The organism is Bradyrhizobium sp. 521_C7_N1_3 (assembly GCF_052075975.1).
Classification (GTDB): Bacteria; Pseudomonadota; Alphaproteobacteria; order Rhizobiales; family Xanthobacteraceae; genus Bradyrhizobium; species Bradyrhizobium japonicum.
Map to the genome: position 1 here is coordinate 6,787,691 of NZ_CP197232.1, position 20,135 is coordinate 6,807,825.

A 20,135-nucleotide genomic window follows, 5' to 3' on the forward strand; every position below is an offset into this window, starting at 1 on the left:
CGCCTTACTCGGTCTTGTCGATGTTCCAGAACAACGGTGTCGCCGGGCCATCGAGCACGCCGGTGAGCGACTTCCGCCATGCGCTCGGCGCCAGATACTGGCCGAGCGGCACATAGATCACCTGGTCATAGGCTTCCTTCTGGATCTCGGCCGCGATCTTCTTCTGATCGTCGAGCGAGGCGGCGCGGACGAAGTCGTCCTTGAGCTTCTCGATCTTGGCGTTTTCCGCCCAGCCGAACCAGCCCTTCTTGCCTTGGCCGCCGATCGACAGATTAGCGATCGGGTTGGACACATCGGCGCTGACCCAGTTGGTGAAGAACATGTTCCAGCCGCCCTCCTTCGGAGGCTTCTGGCTGGCGCGCCGGCTGACCACCGTCTGCCAGTCGGTCGCCTGCGCGTCGACCTTGAAGCCGGCCTCGCGGAGCAACTGCACCGCGACCGTCGGCTGCGCCTTCAGCGTCACGACGTCGCCGGGCACCATGACCACGACGGGCGTGCCGTCATAGCCGGACTCGGCGAGCGCCTTCTTGGCTTCCGCCATGCCGTTGCCCTTGACCAGCGATTCCGAGCCGACGTCGGTCGCGAACGGCGTATCGCAGATGAAGAACGCACCGCAGATCTTGTAGTATTTGGGATTGCCGACGAGCGCGTCGAGCACGTCCTTCTGGTTCATCGCCAGAAGTGCGGCACGGCGGATCTTCGGATTGTCGAAGGGCGGATAGAGGAAGTTCATGCGCCCAAGGGTCTGGTAGCCGAACTTGTTCAGCGTCTCGACCTTGAGGTCGGCATTGCCTTCAAGCACGGGCAGCAGATCCCACGGCGGCACTTCCATGAAGTCGATGTCGCCCGATTGCAGCGCGTTCACCGCGGTCTGCGCATCCGGCATGGTGATCCATTCGACGCGATCGACCTTGACCAGCTTGCCTCCGGCAGTCCAGCTCGACGCCTCCTTGCGCGGAACGTAGTCGGTGTTCTTGACGTAGACCGCCTTCACGCCGGGCTGGAATTCGCCCTGCACGAACTTGAACGGGCCGGAGCCGATCTGCTCGGGGATCTGCTTGTCCGGCGGCGTTTCTGCAAGACGCTTCGGCATCATGAAGGCGACGCGCGAGGACGGCTTGCCGATGGATTCGAGCACGAGGCCGTAGGGCTCCTTCAGCTTCAGCGTGATCGTCTTGGGGTCGGTCGCCTCGATGCTCGCAGTAAACTGCATCATCTGCTGGCCCATGCCGTCGACCGCAGCCCAGCGCTTCAGCGAAGCCGCGCAGTCTTCCGCCGTCACCGGCGTACCGTCGTGCCACTTCAGGCCATCGCGCAGCGTGAAGGTATAGGTGAGCTTGTCGTCGGAGATCTTCCAGTCCGCCATCTGCGGCTGGATCTTGAAGTTCGAGTCCGTCGCGATCAGCGTGTCGTAGACCATGTAGCCATGGTCACGCGTGATGTAGGCGGTGGTGAAAATCGGATCGATGATGCGCAGATCCGAATGCATCACCGCGGTGATGGTCTTGCTGGCGGCGGCAAGTACCGGCGAGGCCATCGCCGTCGAAAGCGCAACGACCGATAGCGCAAGTGTGGAGGCGAACGCGCGACGCCCCCGGCGCATCAAGCTCAACATAAAAGTTTCTCCTGACGTGAAACTGTTCAAAGGCAGGTTATTGGTTGAGCATTCGGTTCGTTCTTTAGGCGAACTAACCTCATGCGATGCCTTTGTCTTTCGAGACTTGCAGACAGTGCTGAGCGCGTCAATCCGGTTTCGCTGCAGCCCCAAGCGGCGCGCTCACGGGCTCCACAAAGATCGGTTTGGCTCTACAACGCTTTCCGCCAGTCCTGTCCACGCCAATGCAATGCGCGTTCCATCTTTCAAGCCTGAGAGACATTAAGATGAATCCAGCCAATCTTCCCTTCGATTCCGAGGCGATGCTCCAGGGCCTGCGCACCTGGGTGGAATGCGAGAGCCCGACCTGGGACGCGGGCGCCGTCGACCGCATGCTCGATATCGCAGCGCGGGATATGGCGATCATGGGTGCGACGATCGAACGCATCGGCGGCCGACAGGGCTTCGGCGGCGTGATCCGCGCGCGCTTCCCGCATCCGAAACAGGGCGAGCCGGGCATCCTGATCGCCGGCCACATGGATACCGTCCACCCGGTCGGCACCATCGAGAAGCTGAAATGGCGGCGCGAGGGCAACAAGTGCTACGGCCCCGGCATCTACGACATGAAGGGCGGCAATTATCTTTCGCTGGAAGCGATCCGGCAGCTGGCGCGCGCCTCCTTCACCACGCCGCTGCCGATCACCGTGCTGTTTACGCCCGACGAGGAAGTCGGCACGCCCTCGACGCGGGACATCATCGAGGCGGAAGCCGCGCGCAACAAATATGTGCTGGTGCCCGAACCGGGCCGCGCCGACAACGGTGTCACCACCGGACGTTACGCCATCGCGCGCTTCAATCTGGAAGCGACGGGCCGACCGAGCCATGCCGGCGCGACATTGTCGGCCGGACGCTCGGCGATCCGCGAGATGGCGCGGCAGATCCTCGCGATTGACGCGATGACGACGGAGGACTGCACTTTCTCGGTTGGCGTCGTGCACGGCGGACAATGGGTCAATTGCGTTGCCACGACTGCCACCGGCGAGGCGCTGTCCATGGCCAAGCGCCAGGCCGATCTCGATCGCGGCGTCGAGCGGATGCTGGCGCTTTCGGGCACGACCAATGATGTCACGTTCGCGCGGCGTCACGCGCCCCGTATGGGAGCCGGATGCCGGCACCATGGCGCTTTATGAAAAGGCGCGCGGCATCGCCAAATTGCTCGGCACTGAGCTACCGCATGCGAGCTCCGGCGGCGGCTCCGACGGCAACTTTACCGGCGCGATGGGCATCCCGACGCTCGACGGCCTCGGCGTGCGCGGCGGCAACGGCCACACGCTGGAAGAATTCATCGAGGTCGAGAGCCTGGTCGAGCGCGGCCGCCTGATGGCCGGTTTGCTGGCGACGCTGGAGTAATAGGGCCGAGTCATCCCGGGGCGATGCAAAGCATCGAACCCCGGGATCTCGAGATTCCGGGTTCGCGTCTTCGACGCGCCCCGGAATGACGACGCAAACTTCGCACTGCACAATGCGTTGGCAGTCACGGTTTGAAATTTAGCCTTGTCCAAAAATGAGGCGTATCGTACTGCTCGATCGTCCACGCGACGATGCGGGAGAGATTGCAGCGAAGGTTTCGGCTTTCGTTGCGGCGCCGACGGAGCAACCGCCCCGGAAACTCTCAGGCAAAAGGACTGTATCGTCAGGACGATCTGGAGAGAGACGGCACGATCTCAACGTCGTGACGTCCACCGAAGGGGATAGTCCGCAAGCTGACCTCGCCCGAGGTTGAGCAACGGATCAAGCTCTCAGGTAACCGTGACAGATGGGGCGCCGCCAACGGCCTTTGGCCGGCGGTTAGCCGTCTCTAACTCACGGGAGCCCCGAACTATCATGACCCATATCGCCATCATCGGCGCCGGCATCACCGGCGTAACGACCGCCTATGCCCTGCTCGAACGCGGCTACAAGGTGACGGTGCTCGACAAGCACCGCTACGCCGCGATGGAGACGTCCTTCGCCAATGGCGGACAGCTCTCCGCCAGCAATGCCGAAGTGTGGAACAGCACTGCGACGATCCTGAAAGGCCTGCGCTGGATGTTCCGGCGCGATGCGCCGCTGCTGATGAACCCGCGGCCGAACTGGCACAAATATTCGTGGATGAGCGAGTTCGTCGCCAATATCGGCAACTACCGCGCCAACACGGTCCAGACCACGCGGCTCGCGATCGAGGCCCGCAAGCATCTGTTCGAGATCGCGGAGCGCGAAGGCATCGACTTCGATCTCGAACGCCGCGGCATCCTGCACATCTATCACGACAAGAAGGGTTTTGAATCCGGCCTGCAGGTCAATGCGCTGCTGAAGGAAGGCGGGCTCGATCGCCGCCCGGTGACACCGGAGGAGATCCGCGCCATCGAGCCGACGCTACGCAAGGACTATTTCGGCGGCTTCTACACGCCGTCGGATGCGACCGGCGATATCCACAAGTTCACGCGCGGACTTGCGGAAGCCTGCAAGCGGCGCGGCGCGACCTTTATCCACGAAGCCAACATCGATTCCATTGCCCAGGCAGGTGGCGGCTTCGTCATCGGCTGGGCTGATCTTTCCGCAACCGACGCTGTCGCGTCCGCGCGCGGCATGTTGAAGGTGGACGGTGTCGTGGTCTGCGCCGGCGTGGCCAGCCGTCACTTCGCCGCCCTCCTCGACGAGCGGGTCAACGTCTACCCGGTGAAGGGCTACTCGATCACCGTGCAGCTCGACACTGCCGCAAGCCGCAATGCGACGCCGACCGTGAGCCTGCTCGACGAAGCCGCCAAGATCGTCACCAGCCGGCTCGGCGCCGATCGCTTCCGCGTCGCAGGCACCGCAGAATTCAACGACTTCAACCGCGACATCCGCGCCGACCGCGTGCAGCCGCTGGTCGACTGGGTGCGCGGCAACTTCCCCGGCGTCGAAACGTCCAAGGTCGTGCCCTGGGCCGGGCTGCGGCCGATGATGCCGAACATGATGCCGGTGGTGCGCGCAGGACGGATGCCGGGCGTGTTCTTCAACACCGGTCACGGTCATCTCGGCTGGACCTTGTCGGCCGCGACCGCGCAGATGATTGCCGGGACCATCGACGGCTGGCGCGGGCTCAACGCACCGCCGACCGGACCGTCACTCAGGGTTGAGCGCGAGTTCCGTCATGCATCTTGAGTGGTCGATATCGGAGGCACGGCCGCCTCTTGCGACCGCCCTGCCCTTGGCACACAATTTGCCCCGAAAGGTCGGCTTCTCCGGCCGGCTTTTCCAGCCCGAGTGACAGGCGTGCATGATAGACAGAACCGATTCCAAGGGGGCCTCCCGGCCCCACAAGTTCCGCAGCCGGAGATAGGTGCATGCTAGGTTATCTCATTCGCCGCGTTCTGGCCGCGGTGCCCGTGATGGGCGTCGTCGCGCTGTTCGTCTTCCTGCTGCTGCGGCTGACGCCGGGCGATCCCGCCGCCATTCTCGCCGGCGACAACGCGACGCCGGAACGGTTGGAACGCATCCGCGACTCGCTCGGCCTCAACGAGCCGCTGATCGTGCAATTCATCACCTGGGTGAACAAGCTGCTGCACGGCGATCTCGGGACGTCGCTGATCTCCAACCTGCCGGTCATGAAGATGATCAGCCAGCGCGTCGAGCCGTCGATCTCGATCGCGCTCTCGACGATCATTCTCGCCGTCATCGTCGCCGTGCCCCTGGGCGTCATCGCGGCGTGGAAGCACGGCACCTGGATCGACCGTTTCGTGATGGGCCTTTCCGTGCTCGGCTTCTCCGTGCCGGTGTTCGTGGTCGGCTATCTTCTGATTGAGGTCTTCGCGATCGACCTGCGCTGGGTGCCGGTGCAGGGTTTCCGCAGCATCTTCAACGGCTTTGGACCGTTCTTCGAACGTATCATCCTGCCGACCTGCGCGCTCTCCTTCATCTACATCGCGCTGATCGCGCGCATGACGCGCGCGGCGATGCTCGACGTGCTCGGCGAGGACTACGTCCGCACGGCGCGTGCCAAGGGCATCAACGAGGTCGCCGTGATGATGCGCCATGCGCTGCGCAATGCCGCGGTGCCCGTGATCACCGTGATCGGCACCGGCTTTGCGCTGCTGATCTCCGGCGTCGTCGTCACCGAGAGCGTGTTCAACATCCCCGGCATCGGCCGCCTCACGGTGGACGCGGTGCTGGCGCGCGACTATCCGGTCATCCAGGCGATGATCCTGCTGACGTCGCTGATCTATGTGGTCGTCAATCTCCTGATCGACGTCGCCTACACGCTGCTCGATCCCCGGATCCGGTACTGAGGCAAGGATACCAACAAAAATGTCCGTCGATAGCCTCCCCCAGTCGTCAATTCCGATCACGTCGCCATTGCGGCCGCGTTTCGGATTCCTCACCTCGACGCCGATCATCGCGGCGGCCACGATCTTGCTCGCGCTGATCGTGCTGGTCTCGATCCTGGCGCCGCTGATCGCGCCGCACGATCCGGTCCAGCTTGCGCCCTCGCAACGGCTGAAGCCGGCCTCGGCGCAGTTCCTGCTCGGCACCGACGCCTATGGCCGTGACCTCTTGTCGCGCGTGATCTATGGCGGCCGCATCTCGCTCCTGATCGGCATCGGCTCGGCGATCCTGGCGATCGCCATCGGCCTTGCGATTGGCCTCGTCTCCGGCTTCTTCAAGCTGGTCGATGCCGTCCTGATGCGCGTCATGGACGGCCTCATGGCGATGCCGAGCATCCTGCTCGCGATCGCCGTGGTCTCGCTGTCCGGCGCCAGCATCTGGACCGTACTGGTCGCGATCACCATCCCCGAAATACCGCGCGTGGCGCGCCTGGTGCGCTCGGTCGTGCTGTCCGCGCGCGAGGAGCCTTACGTCGAGGCTGCGATCTCGGTCGGCTCCAGCCTGCCGAAGATCATGTGGCGCCATCTGATGCCGAACACGATCGCGCCGCTGATCGTCCAGGGCACCTATGTCTGCGCCTCCGCGATCCTGACCGAGGCCATCCTCTCCTTCCTCGGCGCCGGCATCTCGCCGGAGACGCCGACCTGGGGCAACATCATGGCCGAAGGCCGCCAGTATTTTCAGCTCAAGCCGACGCTGATCTTCTGGCCGGGCCTGCTGCTTTCGATCGCCATCCTCAGCATCAATCTGATCGGCGACGCCGCCCGCGACGCCCTCGATCCCCGCATGAAGCAGCGGGACGGCAAGTGATGACGGATCAAGTGATGACCAACCCAGTCCTCGACATCAACAACCTCGTCGTCTCCGTCGGCAAGAAGCCGAAGGGCGCCAACATCATCGACGGCATCTCGATCCAGGTGCACAAGGGCGAGACACTGTGTCTCGTCGGCGAAAGCGGCTCGGGCAAGTCGGTGACCTCGCTCACCACGATGGGCCTGCTGCCGAAGGGCACGCTGGTTCCGACCGGCGGCAGCGTCAAGCTGGTCGGCGAAGAGATTCTCACCGCGACCGATCGCCGGCTGCGCCAGCTCCGCGCGACGCAGATGGCGATGATCTTCCAGGAGCCGATGACCGCGCTCAATCCGGTGGTGCCGGTCGGCCGCCAGATCGACGAGGTCCTGCGCGCCCACACCGATCTCGACGCCAAGGCGCGGAAGAAGCGCATTCTCGACATGATGGAGCAGGTCCGCCTTCCCCAGGTCGAGCGCATCTTCGCCTCCTATCCGCATCGCCTCTCCGGCGGCCAGCGCCAGCGCATCATGATCGCGATGGCGCTGGTGCTGGAGCCGAAGCTGCTGATCGCCGACGAGCCGACCACCGCGCTCGACGTCACCACGCAGAAGCAGATCCTGACGCTGATCCGCGACCTCCAGCGCGATCACGGCACGGCCGTCCTGTTCATCACCCACGACATGGGCGTGGTTGCCGAGATCGCCGACCGCGTCGCCGTGATGCGGCAGGGCCGACTGGTCGAGACCGGTCCGCTCGAAACCGTGCTGCGCAACCCGACCATGGAGTACACCCGCAATTTGCTTTCTGCGGTCCCGAGCCTGGTGCCGCGCGCGGCGCGGCCCGAGACCAAGGAGCCGGTGGTGCTGGAGGCCAACGAGCTCGGCAAGGTCTATAAGGAGCGCGCCTTCTTCGGCAAAGGCCGCGAGGTCGTCGCCGCCGACAAGGTCACGCTGACGCTGCGCAAGGGTCGCACGCTCGGCATCGTCGGCGAGAGCGGCTCGGGCAAGTCGACGGTCGCGCGGTGCATCGTGCGCCTGATCGATCCGACCTCCGGCGGCGTGCGCCTTGCCGGCCGCGAGATCGCTGATATTTCGCGCCGCCTGCTCCAGCCGCACCGTCAGAAGATCCAGATCGTGTTCCAGGATCCCTATCGCTCGCTCAACCCGCGCATTAGCGTCGGCGAATGCATCGCTGAAGGCCCGATCAATTACGGCACCTCGCATGCCGATGCGATGAAGCGGGCCCGCGAGCTGCTCGAGCTCGTCGGCCTGCCCGCGGACGCAGTGACGCGCTATCCGCACCAGTTCTCCGGCGGCCAGCGCCAGCGCATCGCCATTGCGCGTGCGCTCGCGCTCGATCCGGACGTGCTGGTCGCGGACGAAGCGGTCTCGGCACTCGACGTCTCGGTTCAGGCGCAGGTGCTGGAACTGCTCGACGAGATCCAGAACCGGCTCGGCATCGCCATCCTGTTCATCACCCACGATCTGCGCGTCGCAGCCCAGATCTGCGACGAGGTCGTGGTGATGCAGCACGGCCGTGTCGTCGAACAGGGCTTGGCCGCCGAGGTGCTGACGCATCCGAAGGAAGCCTACACCAAGGCGCTGCTGGAGGCCGCACCGGGCCGCGGCTGGGATTTTGCGAACTTCCGACCGGTGTCGGAAGGCGCGGCTGCTACGGCTTAACTCTCTCAGTCGTCATTCCGGGGCATCGCGAAGCGATGAGCCCGGAATCCATCGAACGGCAGACTCTGCAGCACCATGGATTCCGGGCTCGCGCCAAGTGGCGCGCCCCGGAATGACGGCGGAGCAGCATTCCCAAAACGATCTGACCCTATGCGTGGCGCGATTGCTTCTCACCTTGCTCTCTCCGCAAGGCCAAGGCTAACGTCGCGCACTTTCAAACGCTGGACCAGAATTGATGACACGTATCGCCGTCGGCGGCTTCCTGCACGAGACCAACACGTTCGCCCCGACGAAGGCGACTTTCGCGGACTTCCAGCATGGCGGCGGCTGGCCGGCCATGACGGAAGGCGCCGACGTGCTGAAGGTAATGCGCCGCATCAATGTCGGCCTCGCCGGCTTCGTCGACAGCGCCGAAGCCAATGGCTGGAACCTCATTCCGACGATCGCCTGCGGCGCAAGTCCGTCGGCGCATGTCACCAGGGACGCCTTCGAGCGTATCGTGAAGGTGATGGTCGACGGTATCGCCGCCGCCGGCCCGCTCGATGCGGTCTATCTTGATCTGCATGGCGCGATGGTGACCGAGCATCTCGACGACGGCGAAGGCGAGATTTTGGCGCGCGTGCGCCGCGTCATCGGCAAGGACGTCCCGCTCGTTGCCAGCCTCGACCTGCACGCCAACGTCACGCCCGAGATGATGGAACACGCGGACGCGCTGATCGCCTACCGCACCTATCCGCATGTCGACATGGCCGAGACCGGCCGCGCCTCCGCGCGCCACCTCGCCCTGCTCCTGAAGACGAAGCAGCGCTTTGCAAAGTCGTTCCGCCAACTGCCGTTCCTGATCGCGATCAGCTGGCAATGCACAAATGACTTTCCCACCAAGGGTATCTACGAAGAACTTGCCGCGCTGGAGAGCGACGCCGTTCCGACGCTGTCCTTCGCGCCCGGCTTCCCCGCCGCAGACTTCCGCGATTGCGGCCCGAGCGTGTTCGCCTATGGAAAGACGCAGGCCGATGCCGACCGCGCGGCCGATGCGATCGTCAAACTGATCGAAAGCCACGAGGACGATTTCGACGGCAAGATCTGGTCGCCCGACGACGGCGTGCGCCATGCGATGGAACTCGCCAAGAGCGCGAGCAAGCCGATCATCATCGCCGACACCCAGGACAATCCCGGCGCCGGCGGCGATTCCGACACCACCGGCATGCTGCGCGCGCTGGTACGCAACAAGGCGAGCGCCGCGACCGGCGCGATCTACGATCCGGCCTCGGCCAAGGCCGCGCATGAAGCCGGCGTCGGCGCCACCGTGATGCTGTCGCTCGGCGGCAAATCCGGCATTCCCGGCGACGAGCCCTATCGCGAGACCTTCATCGTCGAAAAGCTCTCCGACGGCCGCTTCATCGCGCCCGGCCCCTATTACGGTGGCCGCGAGATGGAGATGGGTCCCTCCGCAGCCTTGCGCATCGGTGACGTCCGCGTCGTCGTCTCCTCGCACAAGGCGCAGCTCGCCGATCAGGCGATGTACCGCTATGTCGGCATCGAGCCGACCACGCAGAAGATTCTGGTCAACAAGAGTTCGGTCCACTTCCGCGCCGATTTCGAGCCGATCGCGGAAAAGCTGATGATCTGCGCCGCGCCCGGCGCGATGCCGGCCGACACTGCCACCCTGCCCTGGACGCGCCTGCGGCCGGGCATCCGCATCAAGCCGAACGGCCCCGTTTTCATTCCCCCATCACGCTAACCGGACAGGACACATGCCCACGATCGACCGCATCGACGGCTTTGCCGACGAACTCACTGCTATCAGGCGCGACCTCCACGCCCATCCCGAGATCGGCTTCGAGGAAGTGCGCACCTCCGGCATCGTTGCCGACAAGCTGAAGAGCTGGGGCATCGAGGTGCACCGCGGTCTCGGCGGCACCGGCGTGATCGGCGTCATCAAGGGCAAGGGTTCGGGCAGCAAGCGCATCGGCCTGCGCGCCGACATGGACGCGCTGCCGATGGAAGAGAACACCAATCTAAAATGGAGTTCGAAAATCCCCGGCCGCTTCCACGGCTGCGGCCATGACGGCCACACCACCATGCTGCTCGGCACCGCGCGCTACCTCGCCGAGACCAAGAACTTCGACGGCACCGTGCATCTGATCTTTCAGCCGGCCGAGGAAGGCCTTGGCGGTGCGCGTGCGATGATCAAGGACGGGCTGTTCGAGAAGTTTCCCTGCGACGAGCTCTACGGCCTGCACAACGCGCCCGACCTCAACCACGGCGAGATCGCGATCCTGCCCGGCCCGGCGATGGCCAGCGCCGACTTCTTCGACCTGCGCATCACCGGCTACGGCGCGCATGGCGCGATGCCCGAACGCTCCAAGGACGCGGTGATCATCGCGACCACGCTGGCGCAGGCGATCCAGACCATCGTCAGCCGCAACGTCGAGCCGCTGCAGGCCGCCGTCATCTCGATCACGCAGATTCACGCCGGTTCCGCCTACAACGTCATCCCCGGCGAGGCGCATCTCTGCGGCACCATCCGCACCTTCTCGGATGAAGTCCGCGCCCTGATCGCCGAACGCATCCGCACGATCTGCGCCGGCATCGCGAGCGCCTATCAATGCGTGATCGAAGCCGACATCCGCGACACCTTCGGCGTGCTGATCAACCAGGTCGAGCAGTCCAAGGTGGTCGAGGAGGTCGCGCGCACCGTCGTCAACCCCGCCAACGTGATCACCCGCGCCCAGCCGAAGATGGGCAGCGAGGATTTCGCCGACATGCTGCAAACCATTCCCGGCGCCTATTTCTGGATCGGCCATGACGGCTCGGTGCCCGTGCACAATCCCGGCTTCGTGCTCGACGACAAGATCCTGCCGATCGGCGCCAGCATGTTCGCCCGGATCATCGAAACGCGCATGCCGGTAGGTTAGCAATGCACAAAAAGAGCGTCGAAGAGGCCGTCACCTCGCTGCACGATCTCTCCGCGGTCGATCTGATCGCGGGCTATCGGGCCAAGCAGTTCTCGCCGAGCGAGGTGCTGGAGGACGTGCTTGCGCACGTCGCTGCGTGGGAACCGCATCTCAAGGCGCTCTACGCGTTCGATCCCGACAGCGCGCGCGAGGCCGCGAAGGCCTCGACCGCGCGCTGGAGCGGGGGCGAACCGTCTGGCGCGCTCGACGGCGTGCCTGTCACTGTAAAGGACAACATCGCGACCAAGGGCGTGCCCGTGCCGCTCGGCGCTGCGAGCGTGAAGCTCGTGCCGGCCGAGAAGGACGCCCCGCCCGCTGCGCGACTGCGCGAGGCCGGTGCGATCATCTTCGCGAAGACCACCATGCCCGATTACGGCATGCTGTCCTCGGGACTCTCCAGCTTCCACGCGCTGGCGCGCAATCCCTGGGACCTCTCCAAGAATCCCGGCGGCTCCAGCGCGGGCGCCGGCGCGGCGGCTGCGGCTGGCTACGGCCCCTTGCATCTCGGCACCGATATCGGCGGCTCGGTCCGCCTGCCTGCGGGCTGGTGCGGCCTCGTCGGCCTGAAACCGAGCTTTGGCCGCGTGCCGATCGACCCGACCTATGTCGGACGTGTCGCCGGTCCCATGACCCGCACGGTCGACGATTGCGCGCTGATGATGAGCGTGATTGCAAAGCCCGACCGGCGCGACGGCATGAGCCTGCCCGCCGAGCCTCTCAACTGGAAGGGCCTGGAGAAATCCCCGCGCAAACTGCGCATCGGCCTGATGCTCGATGCCGGCGTCGGCCTGCCGGCCGAAAGACCGGTCCGCGATGTTGCAGTGAAAGCCGCAAAGGCGTTCGAATCCGCAGGTAGCGTCGTCACCGAGGTCGACGGCATTTTGACGCGCGAGATGCTCGACGGGCTCGACAATTTCTGGCGCGCGCGGATGTGGGACGATCTGGCCAAGCTGACGCCGGCAGAACAGGCAAAGGTGCTGCCCTACATCTTCAAATGGGGCGCGTCCGGCGCAAAGCTCTCGGGCGTCGACGTGATCCGCGGTTTCAACCAGACCATGGCGATCCGCGCGGCTGCGTCAAAGCTGTTCTGCGAGCTCGACTATGTGATCTCGCCGACCGCGCCGAACGTGAATTATCCGGCGGACTGGGCTTCACCCACCAACGATCCCATGAGGCCGTTCGAACACATCTGCTATACCGTGCCGTGGAATATGTCGGAAAACCCAGCGGTTTCCATCAACGGCGGCTTCGACGCCAACGGCTTTCCCATCGGCGTGCAGATCGTCGGCCGCCGCTTCGACGATATCGGCGTGCTCGGCATGGCCAAGGCTTTCGAAGGCCTGCGCAGCGCACAGAAGCCCTGGCCGAGCCCGCCGGCGACGTAGGACACTCTCGTCATCCCGGGAAGCGCGCCCTTTAGGCGCAAGCCCGAGTGACTTGAGACAGGCAGCATGTAGAGACTCTTGCTTACCCTCCCCTGGAGGGGGAGGGTCGGCTCACATTGAGCGCAGCGAAATGTGAGACGGGGTGGGGTGACGGTCCCTCCGCGTCCAACAGTGCCCGTGTGGAGAGATCACCCCACCCCGCTCGCGCTTCGCGCGATCGACCCTCCCCCTCCAGGGGAGGGTAAAAGAAAACTCAAAGCCCTCTGCCCTCTGCGCAGCGAAAAACTAAAGGAAGGAAACCACCATGGCGTATGAGACCATCAAATACGAGGTCGCCGAGCAGATCCTCACCATCACGCTGAACCGGCCTGACAAGCTCAACGCCTTCAATGCGCAGATGCAGGCCGAGCTGATCGACGCGTTCGACGCCGCAGACAAGGACGACGACGTCCGCGCCATCATCGTCACCGGCGCCGGCCGCGGTTTTTGCGCAGGCGCCGATCTTTCCTCGGGCGCTGATACCTTCGATCGCGATGCGCGGCGCGGGCCGGTGAAGCGCTTCGCAGACGGCAAGGTCGATTACAGCGATCCGCAGGTGCGCGATGGCGGCGGCCAGGTGACGCTGCGCATCTTCAAGTGCCTGAAGCCCGTCATCGCCGCCGTGAACGGCCCTGCCGTCGGCATCGGCGTCACCATGCAACTCGCGATGGACATCCGGATCGCCTCGGATGCTGCGCGCTTCGGCTTCGTGTTCTCCCAGCGTGGCATCGTGCCGGAGGCCGCCTCGAGCTGGTTCCTGCCGCGCATCGTCGGCATCTCGCAGGCGCTGGAATGGTGCTATTCCGGCCGCGTCTTCCCGGCCCAGGAAGCGCTCGCCGGCCGCCTCGTCAGCAAGGTCGTAGCTCCCGATGATCTCCTGCCGACCGCCCGCGCGCTCGCCAAGGAATTCGCCGCCAAGACCGCGCCGGTGTCGGTGGCGCTGATACGCCAGATGATGTGGCGCATGATGGGCGCCGACGATCCCATGGAAGCCCACAAGGTCGACAGCCGCGGCATCTATGCGCGCGGCCGCTCGGACGACGTCAAGGAAGGCGTAGTGTCATTCCTGGAGAAGCGTCCGGCGCAGTTCAAGAACAAGGTGTCGAGCGATATGCCGGATTATTTTCCGTGGTGGAGCGAGCGGGAGTACAAGTGAGGCTCTCGTAGGGTGGGCAAAGCGAAGCGTGCCCACCACTCTGATTTCGGTGAGTGATAAATGGTGGGCACGGCGCAAGAGCGCCTTTGCCTACCCTACGGCACCGTCAATCCATCACAAGCGCCACGCGCCCGATCGCCTTGCGGTCGATCAACAGCCGCATCGCCTTCGCGTAATCCTGCAGGGGCAGGCGGTGCGAGACGTTGGGGCGCAGCTTGCCTTCTTCCGCCCATTGCAGCAGCGCCTTGAGCCGCACCTCGCCGAGCGCGGGATTCTTCCGTACCGCCTCACCCGCACGCACGCCGAGCACGCTGGCGCCCTTGATCAGCAGCAGATTTGTCTTCGCCGAGCCGATGCCACCGGTAAAGCCGATCACCAGCAGCCGCGCGCCCCAGGCGATGCAGCGCATCGAGTTCTCGAACACCTCGCCGCCGACGGGATCGAACACGACGTCGGCGCCACGGCCGTCGGTGATGCGCTTGACGGCATCGCGAAACGGCTCGCGATCGTAGCGCACGAGGTGATCGGCGCCGCGCGATTTCGCAATCGCGAGCTTCTCGTCGCTGGAGGCGGTCGCGATCACGGTCGCGCCCAGCATCTTGCCGATCTCGACCGCGGCAAGGCCCACGCCGCCGCCGGCGCCATGCACCAGCAACACCTCGCCCGGCATGACCCGGCCGCGATCGATCAGCGCGTGATAGGCGGTGCCGTGGCCCGCGAGATAGGTCGCGGCTTCCGCATAGTCGAACGTCGACGGCATCGGCGTGAGCTGCGACGGCGTCACCACCGCTTCATCGGTGAAGGCGCCATGACGCATCTTCACGATGACCTTGTCGCCGACGGACACGCCGCTTGCCTCGGCGCCCACCTCGGTGACGTCGCCGGCGGCCTCCATGCCGGGCGTGAACGGCAGCTCCGGCTTGAGTTGATATTCGCCGGCCGCCATCAGCACGTCCGGAAAGTTCAATCCGGCGGCGCGGATCGCAACACGCACCTCACCCGGTTTGACGGCGCGCGACGGAAACTCTTCCAGCCGCAACGTCTCGGGCGCGCCGAGTTCGCGGCAGACGACAGCCCGCGCCATCAGGCCGCACTCGCCTTGCTGCGTTCGAGCGCCTCGCGGATCAGCGGCAGGCGGTCGTTGCCGAAGTACATGTCGGTCTTGCCCACGAAGATCGTCGGTGAGCCGAAGCCACCGCGTGCCACGACCTCTTCCGTGTTGGCCTTGAGCTGGTCCTTGATTGCCTGCTCGGAGATGCCGGCAAAGAACTTCTGCTCGTCGACACCGACCTTCCTGCAGATCTCGGCGAGCACCGCGTCCTGCGAGATGTCCTTGTCGCCGCCCCAATAGGTCTCGAACACGGCAGTGGCGAACGGCACCATGTCTTTCCCCAGCCAGATGCAGCCGCGCATGGCCTTCACGCTGTTTACCGGAAACACCGTCGGCGGCATCTTGATCGCGAGGCCGGCCGAGCGCGACCAGTCGGCGAGGTCCTTCTTCATGTAGCGCGCCTTCAGCGGCACCGGCGTCTCGCGCTGCGCGTAGACGCTCGGATTGACCGTGTTGAAGATGCCGCCGACCAGGATCGGCCGCCAGACGATCTCGGCCCCCAGCTCCTTTGCCAACGGCTGGATGTTGTGGAAGGCGAGGTAAGTCCAGGGGCTGGAACAGTCGAAGAAGAATTCGATCATGGCGTTTCCTTTTATGCCTTGCTTGTTTTGATCTCGTCATTCCGGGGCGCGCCCTCTTGGGCGCGAGCCCGGAATCCATTTCACCACGTTAACTGCGGCCCGATGGATTCCGGGCTCGGCGCTTCGCGCCGCCCCGGAATGACGACCTACTTCTTTCCCAGCACTTCCTTGGCACGCTGGCCGAACATGATCTTGCGTGACTCCTCGTCGAACGGTTCCTTCACGAACTTTCCGATCGCAAGCCCCGCCTGCACCTGCGGCCTTGCGCGCACCTCGGCGTACCAGCGTTTCACGTTCGGATAGTCGTCGAGCGTAAAGCCCTGCGCCTTGTGGGTCATGGTCCAGGGGAAGCAGGCGATGTCCGCGATGGAATAGTCGCCGGCGACATAGGCGCCGGTCTTGGCCAACTGCCGGTCGAGCACGCCATAGAGCCGCGCGGCCTCGTCGCGGTAACGTTCAATCGCATAAGGGATCTTTTCAGCGGCATAGAGCGCGAAATGGCCGTGCTGGCCGAGCATCGGCCCGAGGCCCGCCATCTGCCACATCACCCACTGGATGGTCGTCGAGCGGCCGCGCAGATCGTTGGCCAGGAAGCGGCCGGTCTTTTCCGCGAGGTAAATCAGGATCGCACCGGTCTCGAACGCAGAGAACGGCGCACCGCCGTCGGCGGGCGCGTGGTCGACGATCGCGGGAATGCGATTGTTGGGGGAGACCGCCAGAAATTCGGGGCTGAACTGCTCGCCGGCGCGGATATTGACGGGCTTTACGTCATAGGGGAGCCCGAGTTCCTCCAGCATGATCGAGATGTTCCAGCCGTTCGGCGTCGGCGCATAGTAGAGGTCGATCATCGCCCTTCCCTGTCGTCGCCAATGGAATAGAGAGCGACTTTTGTTGTTCTGTACCTTGACGTTAAGACATGGCAGGAAGGGGCGCAACACAACCTGCCGGGAGGGCCGCCATGCTGTTTCCAACCACGATCGCCGGCTCCTTGCCGAAGCCGGAATGGCTCGCCGAGCCGAACATGCTCTGGGCACCCTGGAAGTCGCAAGGTGACGAGCTTCTCCGCGCCAAGCGCGACGCCACGATGCTTGCCGTCAAGGTCCAGGAGGATGCCGGCATCGACATCGTCACGGAGGGCGAGCAGGCCCGCCAGCATTTCGTGCACGGCTTCCTGGAGAAGATCGACGGCATCGATTTCGCCCACAAGGTCGAGATGGGCATCCGCAAGGACCGCTACAAGGCGATGGTGCCGCAGGTGGTCGCGCCGCTTCAGCTCAAGGGTCGTGTTCATGCCGACGAGGCGCGCGTGGCGCGCACGCACACGAAGAAGAAGCTGAAGTTCACCCTGCCCGGCCCGATGACCATCATCGACACGATTGCGGACCGTTACTACGGTGATCGCGTCAAGATGGCCTTTGCCTTCGCCGATCTCCTCAACGAGGAAGCCAAGGCATTGCAGGCCGACGGCGTCGATCTCGTGCAGTTCGACGAGCCCGCCTTCAACGTCTACATGGACGAGGTCAACGACTGGGGCATCAAGGCGCTGGAGCGCGCCGCGCAGGGGCTGACCTGCGCCACCGCCGTGCACATCTGCTACGGCTACGGCATCAAGGCCAACACCGACTGGAAGGAAACGCTCGGCAGCCAGTGGCGGCAATACGAGCAGATCTTTCCGGCGATCGACGCGAGCCCGATCCAGCAGGTCGCGATCGAGTGCCGCAATTCGAAGGTGCCGCTCGATTTGCTCGCGCTGCTCAAGACCAAGATCGTGCAGGCCGGCGTGATCGACGTCGCCAGCGATACGGTGGAGACGGCCGAGGACGTCGTGCAGGTGATCGACGCGGTGTCGAAGTTCGTGCCCAAGAGCAACATCATCGCCACCACCAATTGCGGCATGGCGCCGATGCGGCGGGAGATCGCCGAAGCCAAGCTGATGGCGCTCGGCGCCGGTGCCGCGCTGGCGCGCGAGAAGCTGGGATGATGGTGCTCCGAACGGCACTCGTCGTCACGGCACTTGTGACGACCACGCTAACTGCGCGCGCGGAGGATCGCTCCGTGCTGCTGAATTGCAAGGCCATGGTCGAGCACGCGTCGAAGGATACGGGTACGGCAACCGAGGCCGAGCTCACCCGCTGTCGCCAGATCATCCGCGAATGGGCGCTGCGCGATGCGCGGACGACAGTGGATGAGCAAGGGCGGCAGCTGAAATAGCCACACGCCCGCTGCGTTCCCCCCTTGCGGGGACGGTCAGGCGCGGTGTGCGCTGGGGTGCAGTGTGACCTCATAGCCGGCGCTCATCGCGCGCAGCGTCGATGGCGGGGTCAGCAACTGCGCATCGTCGAGCTCCCGCGCGCCTTGCACATAACCCGCCGCCGACCACAACAGCGCCCCGCCCTGCATCAGCAGAAAGCTTTCCTCGCCCTGCTGCAGCATCGCGCCGTCTGGAAGCTGCTCGAGCGGCACCAGCAGCGCGTGAAGCCGCTTCTTGCCGTGATCGAGCCGTTCGTGGTGCAGCACCGTGTCGATATCGTGCATGCGGACATCACGGACGCGGTTGCCCTTCTCCCACGCGGCCCGGAAGCGATTGGCATCGTCACGGCGGCAGTAGAAGCAGGGGCGATGGCCGGCGGCGAGCGCGGTGGCCTCGTCGAGGAAGAACAGCTCGGTCCAGCTATGCGTCGCCATCACCTCGCGGCGGCGGCCGCGGAATTCGCAAACACAGGTGAGCCAGGCCGGCGACGACCACCGCTTCTTGAACAGCATCCTGGTCGCGGGATCGTGGATGATGCCGCGATTGCCGGTGAACAGGCCGCGGTGCGGCGTGGCGATGATGTCGCCGGTCGGCGTGACACGGTTTTGCAGGGGCATGGCTGCTCTCTTCTCCTTCTCCCCGCTTGCGGGGAGAAGGTCGGGATGAGGGGGAGCCTCCGCAAGGTCGGTGAGAATTAGACTCGCGGAGAGTCCCCCTCACCCGCGCCCTCGGCGCGACCTCTCCCCTCAAGCGGGGCGAGGTAAAGAAAGATCACGCCGCGCCGTCGCGCAGCGGCGGGTGGTAGGACAGCGCGGTGTCCCAGGGGAAGAAGATCCAGGTGTCCTGCGAGACTTCCGTGATGAAGGTGTCGACCAGCGGGCGTCCCTTCGGCTTGGCGTAGACGGTCGCGAAATGCGCATCGGGCAGCATGTCGCGCACCAGCCTGCCGGTCTTGCCAGTGTCGACGAGGTCGTCGACGATCAGAAGTCCCTTGCCGGTGCCGCCGCCGAGCTTCATCGCCGCCTCGGACATGCCCTTCAGAACCTGGAGCTCGCCCTGCTTGTCGTGATCGTAGCTGGCGATGCAGACCGTATCAATGATGCGGACGCCGAGCTCGCGCGCCACGATCGCGGCCGGCACCAGCCCGCCGCGGGTGATCGCGATGACGGCGTGGAACGGGCCGACCTCGTTGAGCCGCCAGGTCAGCGCCCGGCAGTCGCGGTGGAACTGGTCCCACGACACGGGAAAGGCCTTGCCGGCCCGCTCCTGCGCGCTCAGCTCCGGTGCTTCACCAGCCATTGTTGTCTCCTGCCAATCTTCATCCGGCAGCCATTCTGCTACCGGGTGATGTTCAATCCCGCCAGCATTTCCTTCACCGCCGCCATCGCCGCTGCCAGCTTGTCCGCGTCGCGCGAGCGCACCACCAGATTGGTGTTCGGCTTCTGATCTTCGTCCATGAACGGATAGCTGCCGATGATGGTGTCGGGATGGGCGTTGGCGATCGCGCGCAGCGGGCTGCCGATGTCACCCTCCCGCGCATTGGCGCGAACCGATTCGGACAGCATGCGCACGCCCGATTTCAGCTTGGGCGAGACGATGTCCATCATCGCCTGCATGATCGAGGGTACGCCGGCCATCACGATGACATTGCCGATCTTGAAGCCGGGGGCGAGGATGGTCGCGCTCTGGATCAGCTCGGCGCCGTCGGGGATGCGGGCCATACGCAGGCGGGCCTCGTTGAGGTCCTGCTCGCTCCAGCGCTCGCGGAAGCGGGCGACGACCTCCGGATGATGGTCGATGCCGACGCCGAACGCCTTGGCGACGCTGTCGGCGGTGATGTCGTCATGGGTCGGCCCGATGCCGCCGGTGGTGAAGACATAGGTGTAGCGTTGCCGCAGTGCATTCAGGGCGGCGATGATGTCGTCCTCGTCGTCGGAGACGACCCGGACTTCCTTCAGGTCGATGCCGATATTTGTCAGGTATTCGGCGATGAAGCCGATATTCTTGTCCTTGGTGCGGCCGGACAGGATTTCATCCCCGATGACCAGAATGCCCGCCGTGACGATGTCGCTCATACCTTAAGTCCCTCACCTGTCGGCCCGACTTTGCCGAGGTAACGCGTTGAAGTCACGCGGTTTTGCTGCCGAAATAAGCAGTCCTCAGCCATTTTTTGAGGCACC

The 20,135-nt window shown here is 64.8% G+C and carries 17 protein-coding genes, 1 pseudogene and 2 riboswitches; of the genes and pseudogenes, 11 read left to right on the forward strand and 7 right to left on the reverse strand.

Translation table 11 applies throughout. The features are described from left to right. Positions 1-4: 4 nt before the first annotated feature. On the reverse strand, positions 5-1,615 hold the full coding sequence (locus AB7008_RS32075; protein WP_028154710.1) for an ABC transporter substrate-binding protein: 1,611 nt from the start codon (positions 1,613-1,615) through the stop codon (positions 5-7). Between the two features lie 266 nt (positions 1,616-1,881). On the opposite strand from AB7008_RS32075, the pseudogene AB7008_RS32080 reads away from it, so the two are divergent. From AB7008_RS32080 to AB7008_RS32120, 9 genes and pseudogenes are all read left to right on the forward strand, one after another. Continuing rightward, positions 1,882-3,004 (forward strand): annotated as a pseudogene (locus AB7008_RS32080) (M20/M25/M40 family metallo-hydrolase). 184 nt (positions 3,005-3,188) lie between these two features. After that, a riboswitch (glycine riboswitch) is annotated at positions 3,189-3,292 on the forward strand. Between the two features lie 3 nt (positions 3,293-3,295). Beyond that, positions 3,296-3,412: riboswitch (glycine riboswitch) on the forward strand. Between the two features lie 66 nt (positions 3,413-3,478). Next, positions 3,479-4,780 carry a D-amino acid dehydrogenase gene (locus AB7008_RS32085; protein ID WP_441260092.1) on the forward strand — a complete coding sequence of 434 codons (1,302 nt, stop codon included), beginning with the start codon at positions 3,479-3,481 and terminating at the stop codon, positions 4,778-4,780. Positions 4,781-4,962: 182 nt separating this feature from the next. Further along, positions 4,963-5,904 carry an ABC transporter permease gene (locus AB7008_RS32090; protein WP_014494267.1) on the forward strand — a complete coding sequence of 314 codons (942 nt, stop codon included), beginning with the start codon at positions 4,963-4,965 and terminating at the stop codon, positions 5,902-5,904. A 19-nt stretch (positions 5,905-5,923) separates the two neighbouring features. Continuing rightward, the gene (locus AB7008_RS32095) at positions 5,924-6,811 is read left to right on the forward strand and encodes an ABC transporter permease (protein ID WP_041958665.1); all 888 of its coding nucleotides are present in this window, start codon (positions 5,924-5,926) and stop codon (positions 6,809-6,811) included. Positions 6,812-6,825: 14 nt separating this feature from the next. Then, on the forward strand, positions 6,826-8,475 hold the full coding sequence (locus AB7008_RS32100) for an ABC transporter ATP-binding protein (protein ID WP_441260093.1): 1,650 nt from the start codon (positions 6,826-6,828) through the stop codon (positions 8,473-8,475). Positions 8,476-8,710: 235 nt separating this feature from the next. Beyond that, positions 8,711-10,216, forward strand: a complete 1,506-nt coding sequence (locus AB7008_RS32105; RefSeq protein WP_441260094.1) for a M81 family metallopeptidase — start codon at positions 8,711-8,713, stop codon at positions 10,214-10,216. A gap of 13 nt (positions 10,217-10,229) precedes the next feature. Beyond that, entirely contained in the window at positions 10,230-11,393 is a 1,164-nt protein-coding gene (locus tag AB7008_RS32110) for a M20 aminoacylase family protein (RefSeq protein WP_028154705.1), read from the forward strand. Between the two features lie 2 nt (positions 11,394-11,395). Next, positions 11,396-12,817: an amidase gene (locus tag AB7008_RS32115; protein WP_441260095.1), complete on the forward strand. Its 1,422-nt coding sequence runs from the start codon at positions 11,396-11,398 to the stop codon at positions 12,815-12,817. A 304-nt stretch (positions 12,818-13,121) separates the two neighbouring features. Next, on the forward strand, positions 13,122-14,012 hold the full coding sequence (locus AB7008_RS32120; RefSeq protein ID WP_038936872.1) for a crotonase/enoyl-CoA hydratase family protein: 891 nt from the start codon (positions 13,122-13,124) through the stop codon (positions 14,010-14,012). A 106-nt stretch (positions 14,013-14,118) separates the two neighbouring features. On the opposite strand, the gene AB7008_RS32125 is transcribed toward AB7008_RS32120, so the two are convergent. The 3 genes from AB7008_RS32125 to AB7008_RS32135 all read right to left on the reverse strand — a co-directional run bounded on the left by AB7008_RS32125 (position 14,119) and on the right by AB7008_RS32135 (position 16,552). Then, positions 14,119-15,096 carry an NADPH:quinone oxidoreductase family protein gene (locus tag AB7008_RS32125; RefSeq protein ID WP_441260096.1) on the reverse strand — a complete coding sequence of 326 codons (978 nt, stop codon included), beginning with the start codon at positions 15,094-15,096 and terminating at the stop codon, positions 14,119-14,121. Next, positions 15,096-15,704: a 2-hydroxychromene-2-carboxylate isomerase gene (locus tag AB7008_RS32130; protein ID WP_038936870.1), complete on the reverse strand. Its 609-nt coding sequence runs from the start codon at positions 15,702-15,704 to the stop codon at positions 15,096-15,098. The genes AB7008_RS32125 and AB7008_RS32130 overlap by 1 nt, the downstream gene beginning before the upstream one ends. Before the next feature lie 146 nt (positions 15,705-15,850). Beyond that, complete coding sequence (locus tag AB7008_RS32135) at positions 15,851-16,552, reverse strand: glutathione binding-like protein (RefSeq protein ID WP_441260097.1); 702 nt, start codon at positions 16,550-16,552, stop codon at positions 15,851-15,853. A gap of 110 nt (positions 16,553-16,662) precedes the next feature. On the opposite strand from AB7008_RS32135, the gene AB7008_RS32140 reads away from it, so the two are divergent. Beyond that, a complete protein-coding gene (locus AB7008_RS32140; RefSeq protein WP_028154698.1) occupies positions 16,663-17,685 on the forward strand; it encodes a methionine synthase in 1,023 nt (340 codons plus the stop codon). After that, positions 17,682-17,915: a hypothetical protein gene (locus tag AB7008_RS32145; protein WP_441260098.1), complete on the forward strand. Its 234-nt coding sequence runs from the start codon at positions 17,682-17,684 to the stop codon at positions 17,913-17,915. Before AB7008_RS32140 ends, AB7008_RS32145 begins: the two co-directional genes overlap by 4 nt. A gap of 36 nt (positions 17,916-17,951) precedes the next feature. On the opposite strand, the gene AB7008_RS32150 is transcribed toward AB7008_RS32145, so the two are convergent. From AB7008_RS32150 to AB7008_RS32160, 3 genes are all read right to left on the reverse strand, one after another. Next, positions 17,952-18,572, reverse strand: coding sequence for a hypothetical protein (locus AB7008_RS32150; RefSeq protein ID WP_441260099.1), 621 nt, complete (start codon positions 18,570-18,572; stop codon positions 17,952-17,954). Positions 18,573-18,726: 154 nt separating this feature from the next. After that, positions 18,727-19,254: a xanthine phosphoribosyltransferase gene (gene gpt, locus AB7008_RS32155; protein ID WP_028150009.1), complete on the reverse strand. Its 528-nt coding sequence runs from the start codon at positions 19,252-19,254 to the stop codon at positions 18,727-18,729. Between the two features lie 38 nt (positions 19,255-19,292). Continuing rightward, a complete protein-coding gene (locus AB7008_RS32160; RefSeq protein ID WP_441260100.1) occupies positions 19,293-20,030 on the reverse strand; it encodes a competence/damage-inducible protein A in 738 nt (245 codons plus the stop codon). Between the last annotated feature and the right edge of the window lie 105 nt (positions 20,031-20,135).

Excerpts from the sequence above, each read along its gene's own strand:
- AB7008_RS32075 (WP_028154710.1), bottom strand. The coding sequence starts at position 1,615 with ATGTTGAGCTTGATGCGCCGGGGGCGTCGCGCGTTCGCCTCCACACTT.
- AB7008_RS32085 (WP_441260092.1), top strand. The coding sequence starts at position 3,479 with ATGACCCATATCGCCATCATCGGCGCCGGCATCACCGGCGTAACGACC.
- AB7008_RS32090 (WP_014494267.1), top strand. The coding sequence starts at position 4,963 with ATGCTAGGTTATCTCATTCGCCGCGTTCTGGCCGCGGTGCCCGTGATG.
- AB7008_RS32095 (WP_041958665.1), top strand. The coding sequence starts at position 5,924 with ATGTCCGTCGATAGCCTCCCCCAGTCGTCAATTCCGATCACGTCGCCA.
- AB7008_RS32100 (WP_441260093.1), top strand. The coding sequence starts at position 6,826 with ATGACCAACCCAGTCCTCGACATCAACAACCTCGTCGTCTCCGTCGGC.
- AB7008_RS32105 (WP_441260094.1), top strand. The coding sequence starts at position 8,711 with ATGACACGTATCGCCGTCGGCGGCTTCCTGCACGAGACCAACACGTTC.
- AB7008_RS32110 (WP_028154705.1), top strand. The coding sequence starts at position 10,230 with ATGCCCACGATCGACCGCATCGACGGCTTTGCCGACGAACTCACTGCT.
- AB7008_RS32115 (WP_441260095.1), top strand. The coding sequence starts at position 11,396 with ATGCACAAAAAGAGCGTCGAAGAGGCCGTCACCTCGCTGCACGATCTC.
- AB7008_RS32120 (WP_038936872.1), top strand. The coding sequence starts at position 13,122 with ATGGCGTATGAGACCATCAAATACGAGGTCGCCGAGCAGATCCTCACC.
- AB7008_RS32125 (WP_441260096.1), bottom strand. The coding sequence starts at position 15,096 with ATGGCGCGGGCTGTCGTCTGCCGCGAACTCGGCGCGCCCGAGACGTTG.
- AB7008_RS32130 (WP_038936870.1), bottom strand. The coding sequence starts at position 15,704 with ATGATCGAATTCTTCTTCGACTGTTCCAGCCCCTGGACTTACCTCGCC.
- AB7008_RS32135 (WP_441260097.1), bottom strand. The coding sequence starts at position 16,552 with ATGATCGACCTCTACTATGCGCCGACGCCGAACGGCTGGAACATCTCG.
- AB7008_RS32140 (WP_028154698.1), top strand. The coding sequence starts at position 16,663 with ATGCTGTTTCCAACCACGATCGCCGGCTCCTTGCCGAAGCCGGAATGG.
- AB7008_RS32145 (WP_441260098.1), top strand. The coding sequence starts at position 17,682 with ATGATGGTGCTCCGAACGGCACTCGTCGTCACGGCACTTGTGACGACC.
- AB7008_RS32150 (WP_441260099.1), bottom strand. The coding sequence starts at position 18,572 with ATGCCCCTGCAAAACCGTGTCACGCCGACCGGCGACATCATCGCCACG.
- gpt (WP_028150009.1), bottom strand. The coding sequence starts at position 19,254 with ATGGCTGGTGAAGCACCGGAGCTGAGCGCGCAGGAGCGGGCCGGCAAG.
- AB7008_RS32160 (WP_441260100.1), bottom strand. The coding sequence starts at position 20,030 with ATGAGCGACATCGTCACGGCGGGCATTCTGGTCATCGGGGATGAAATC.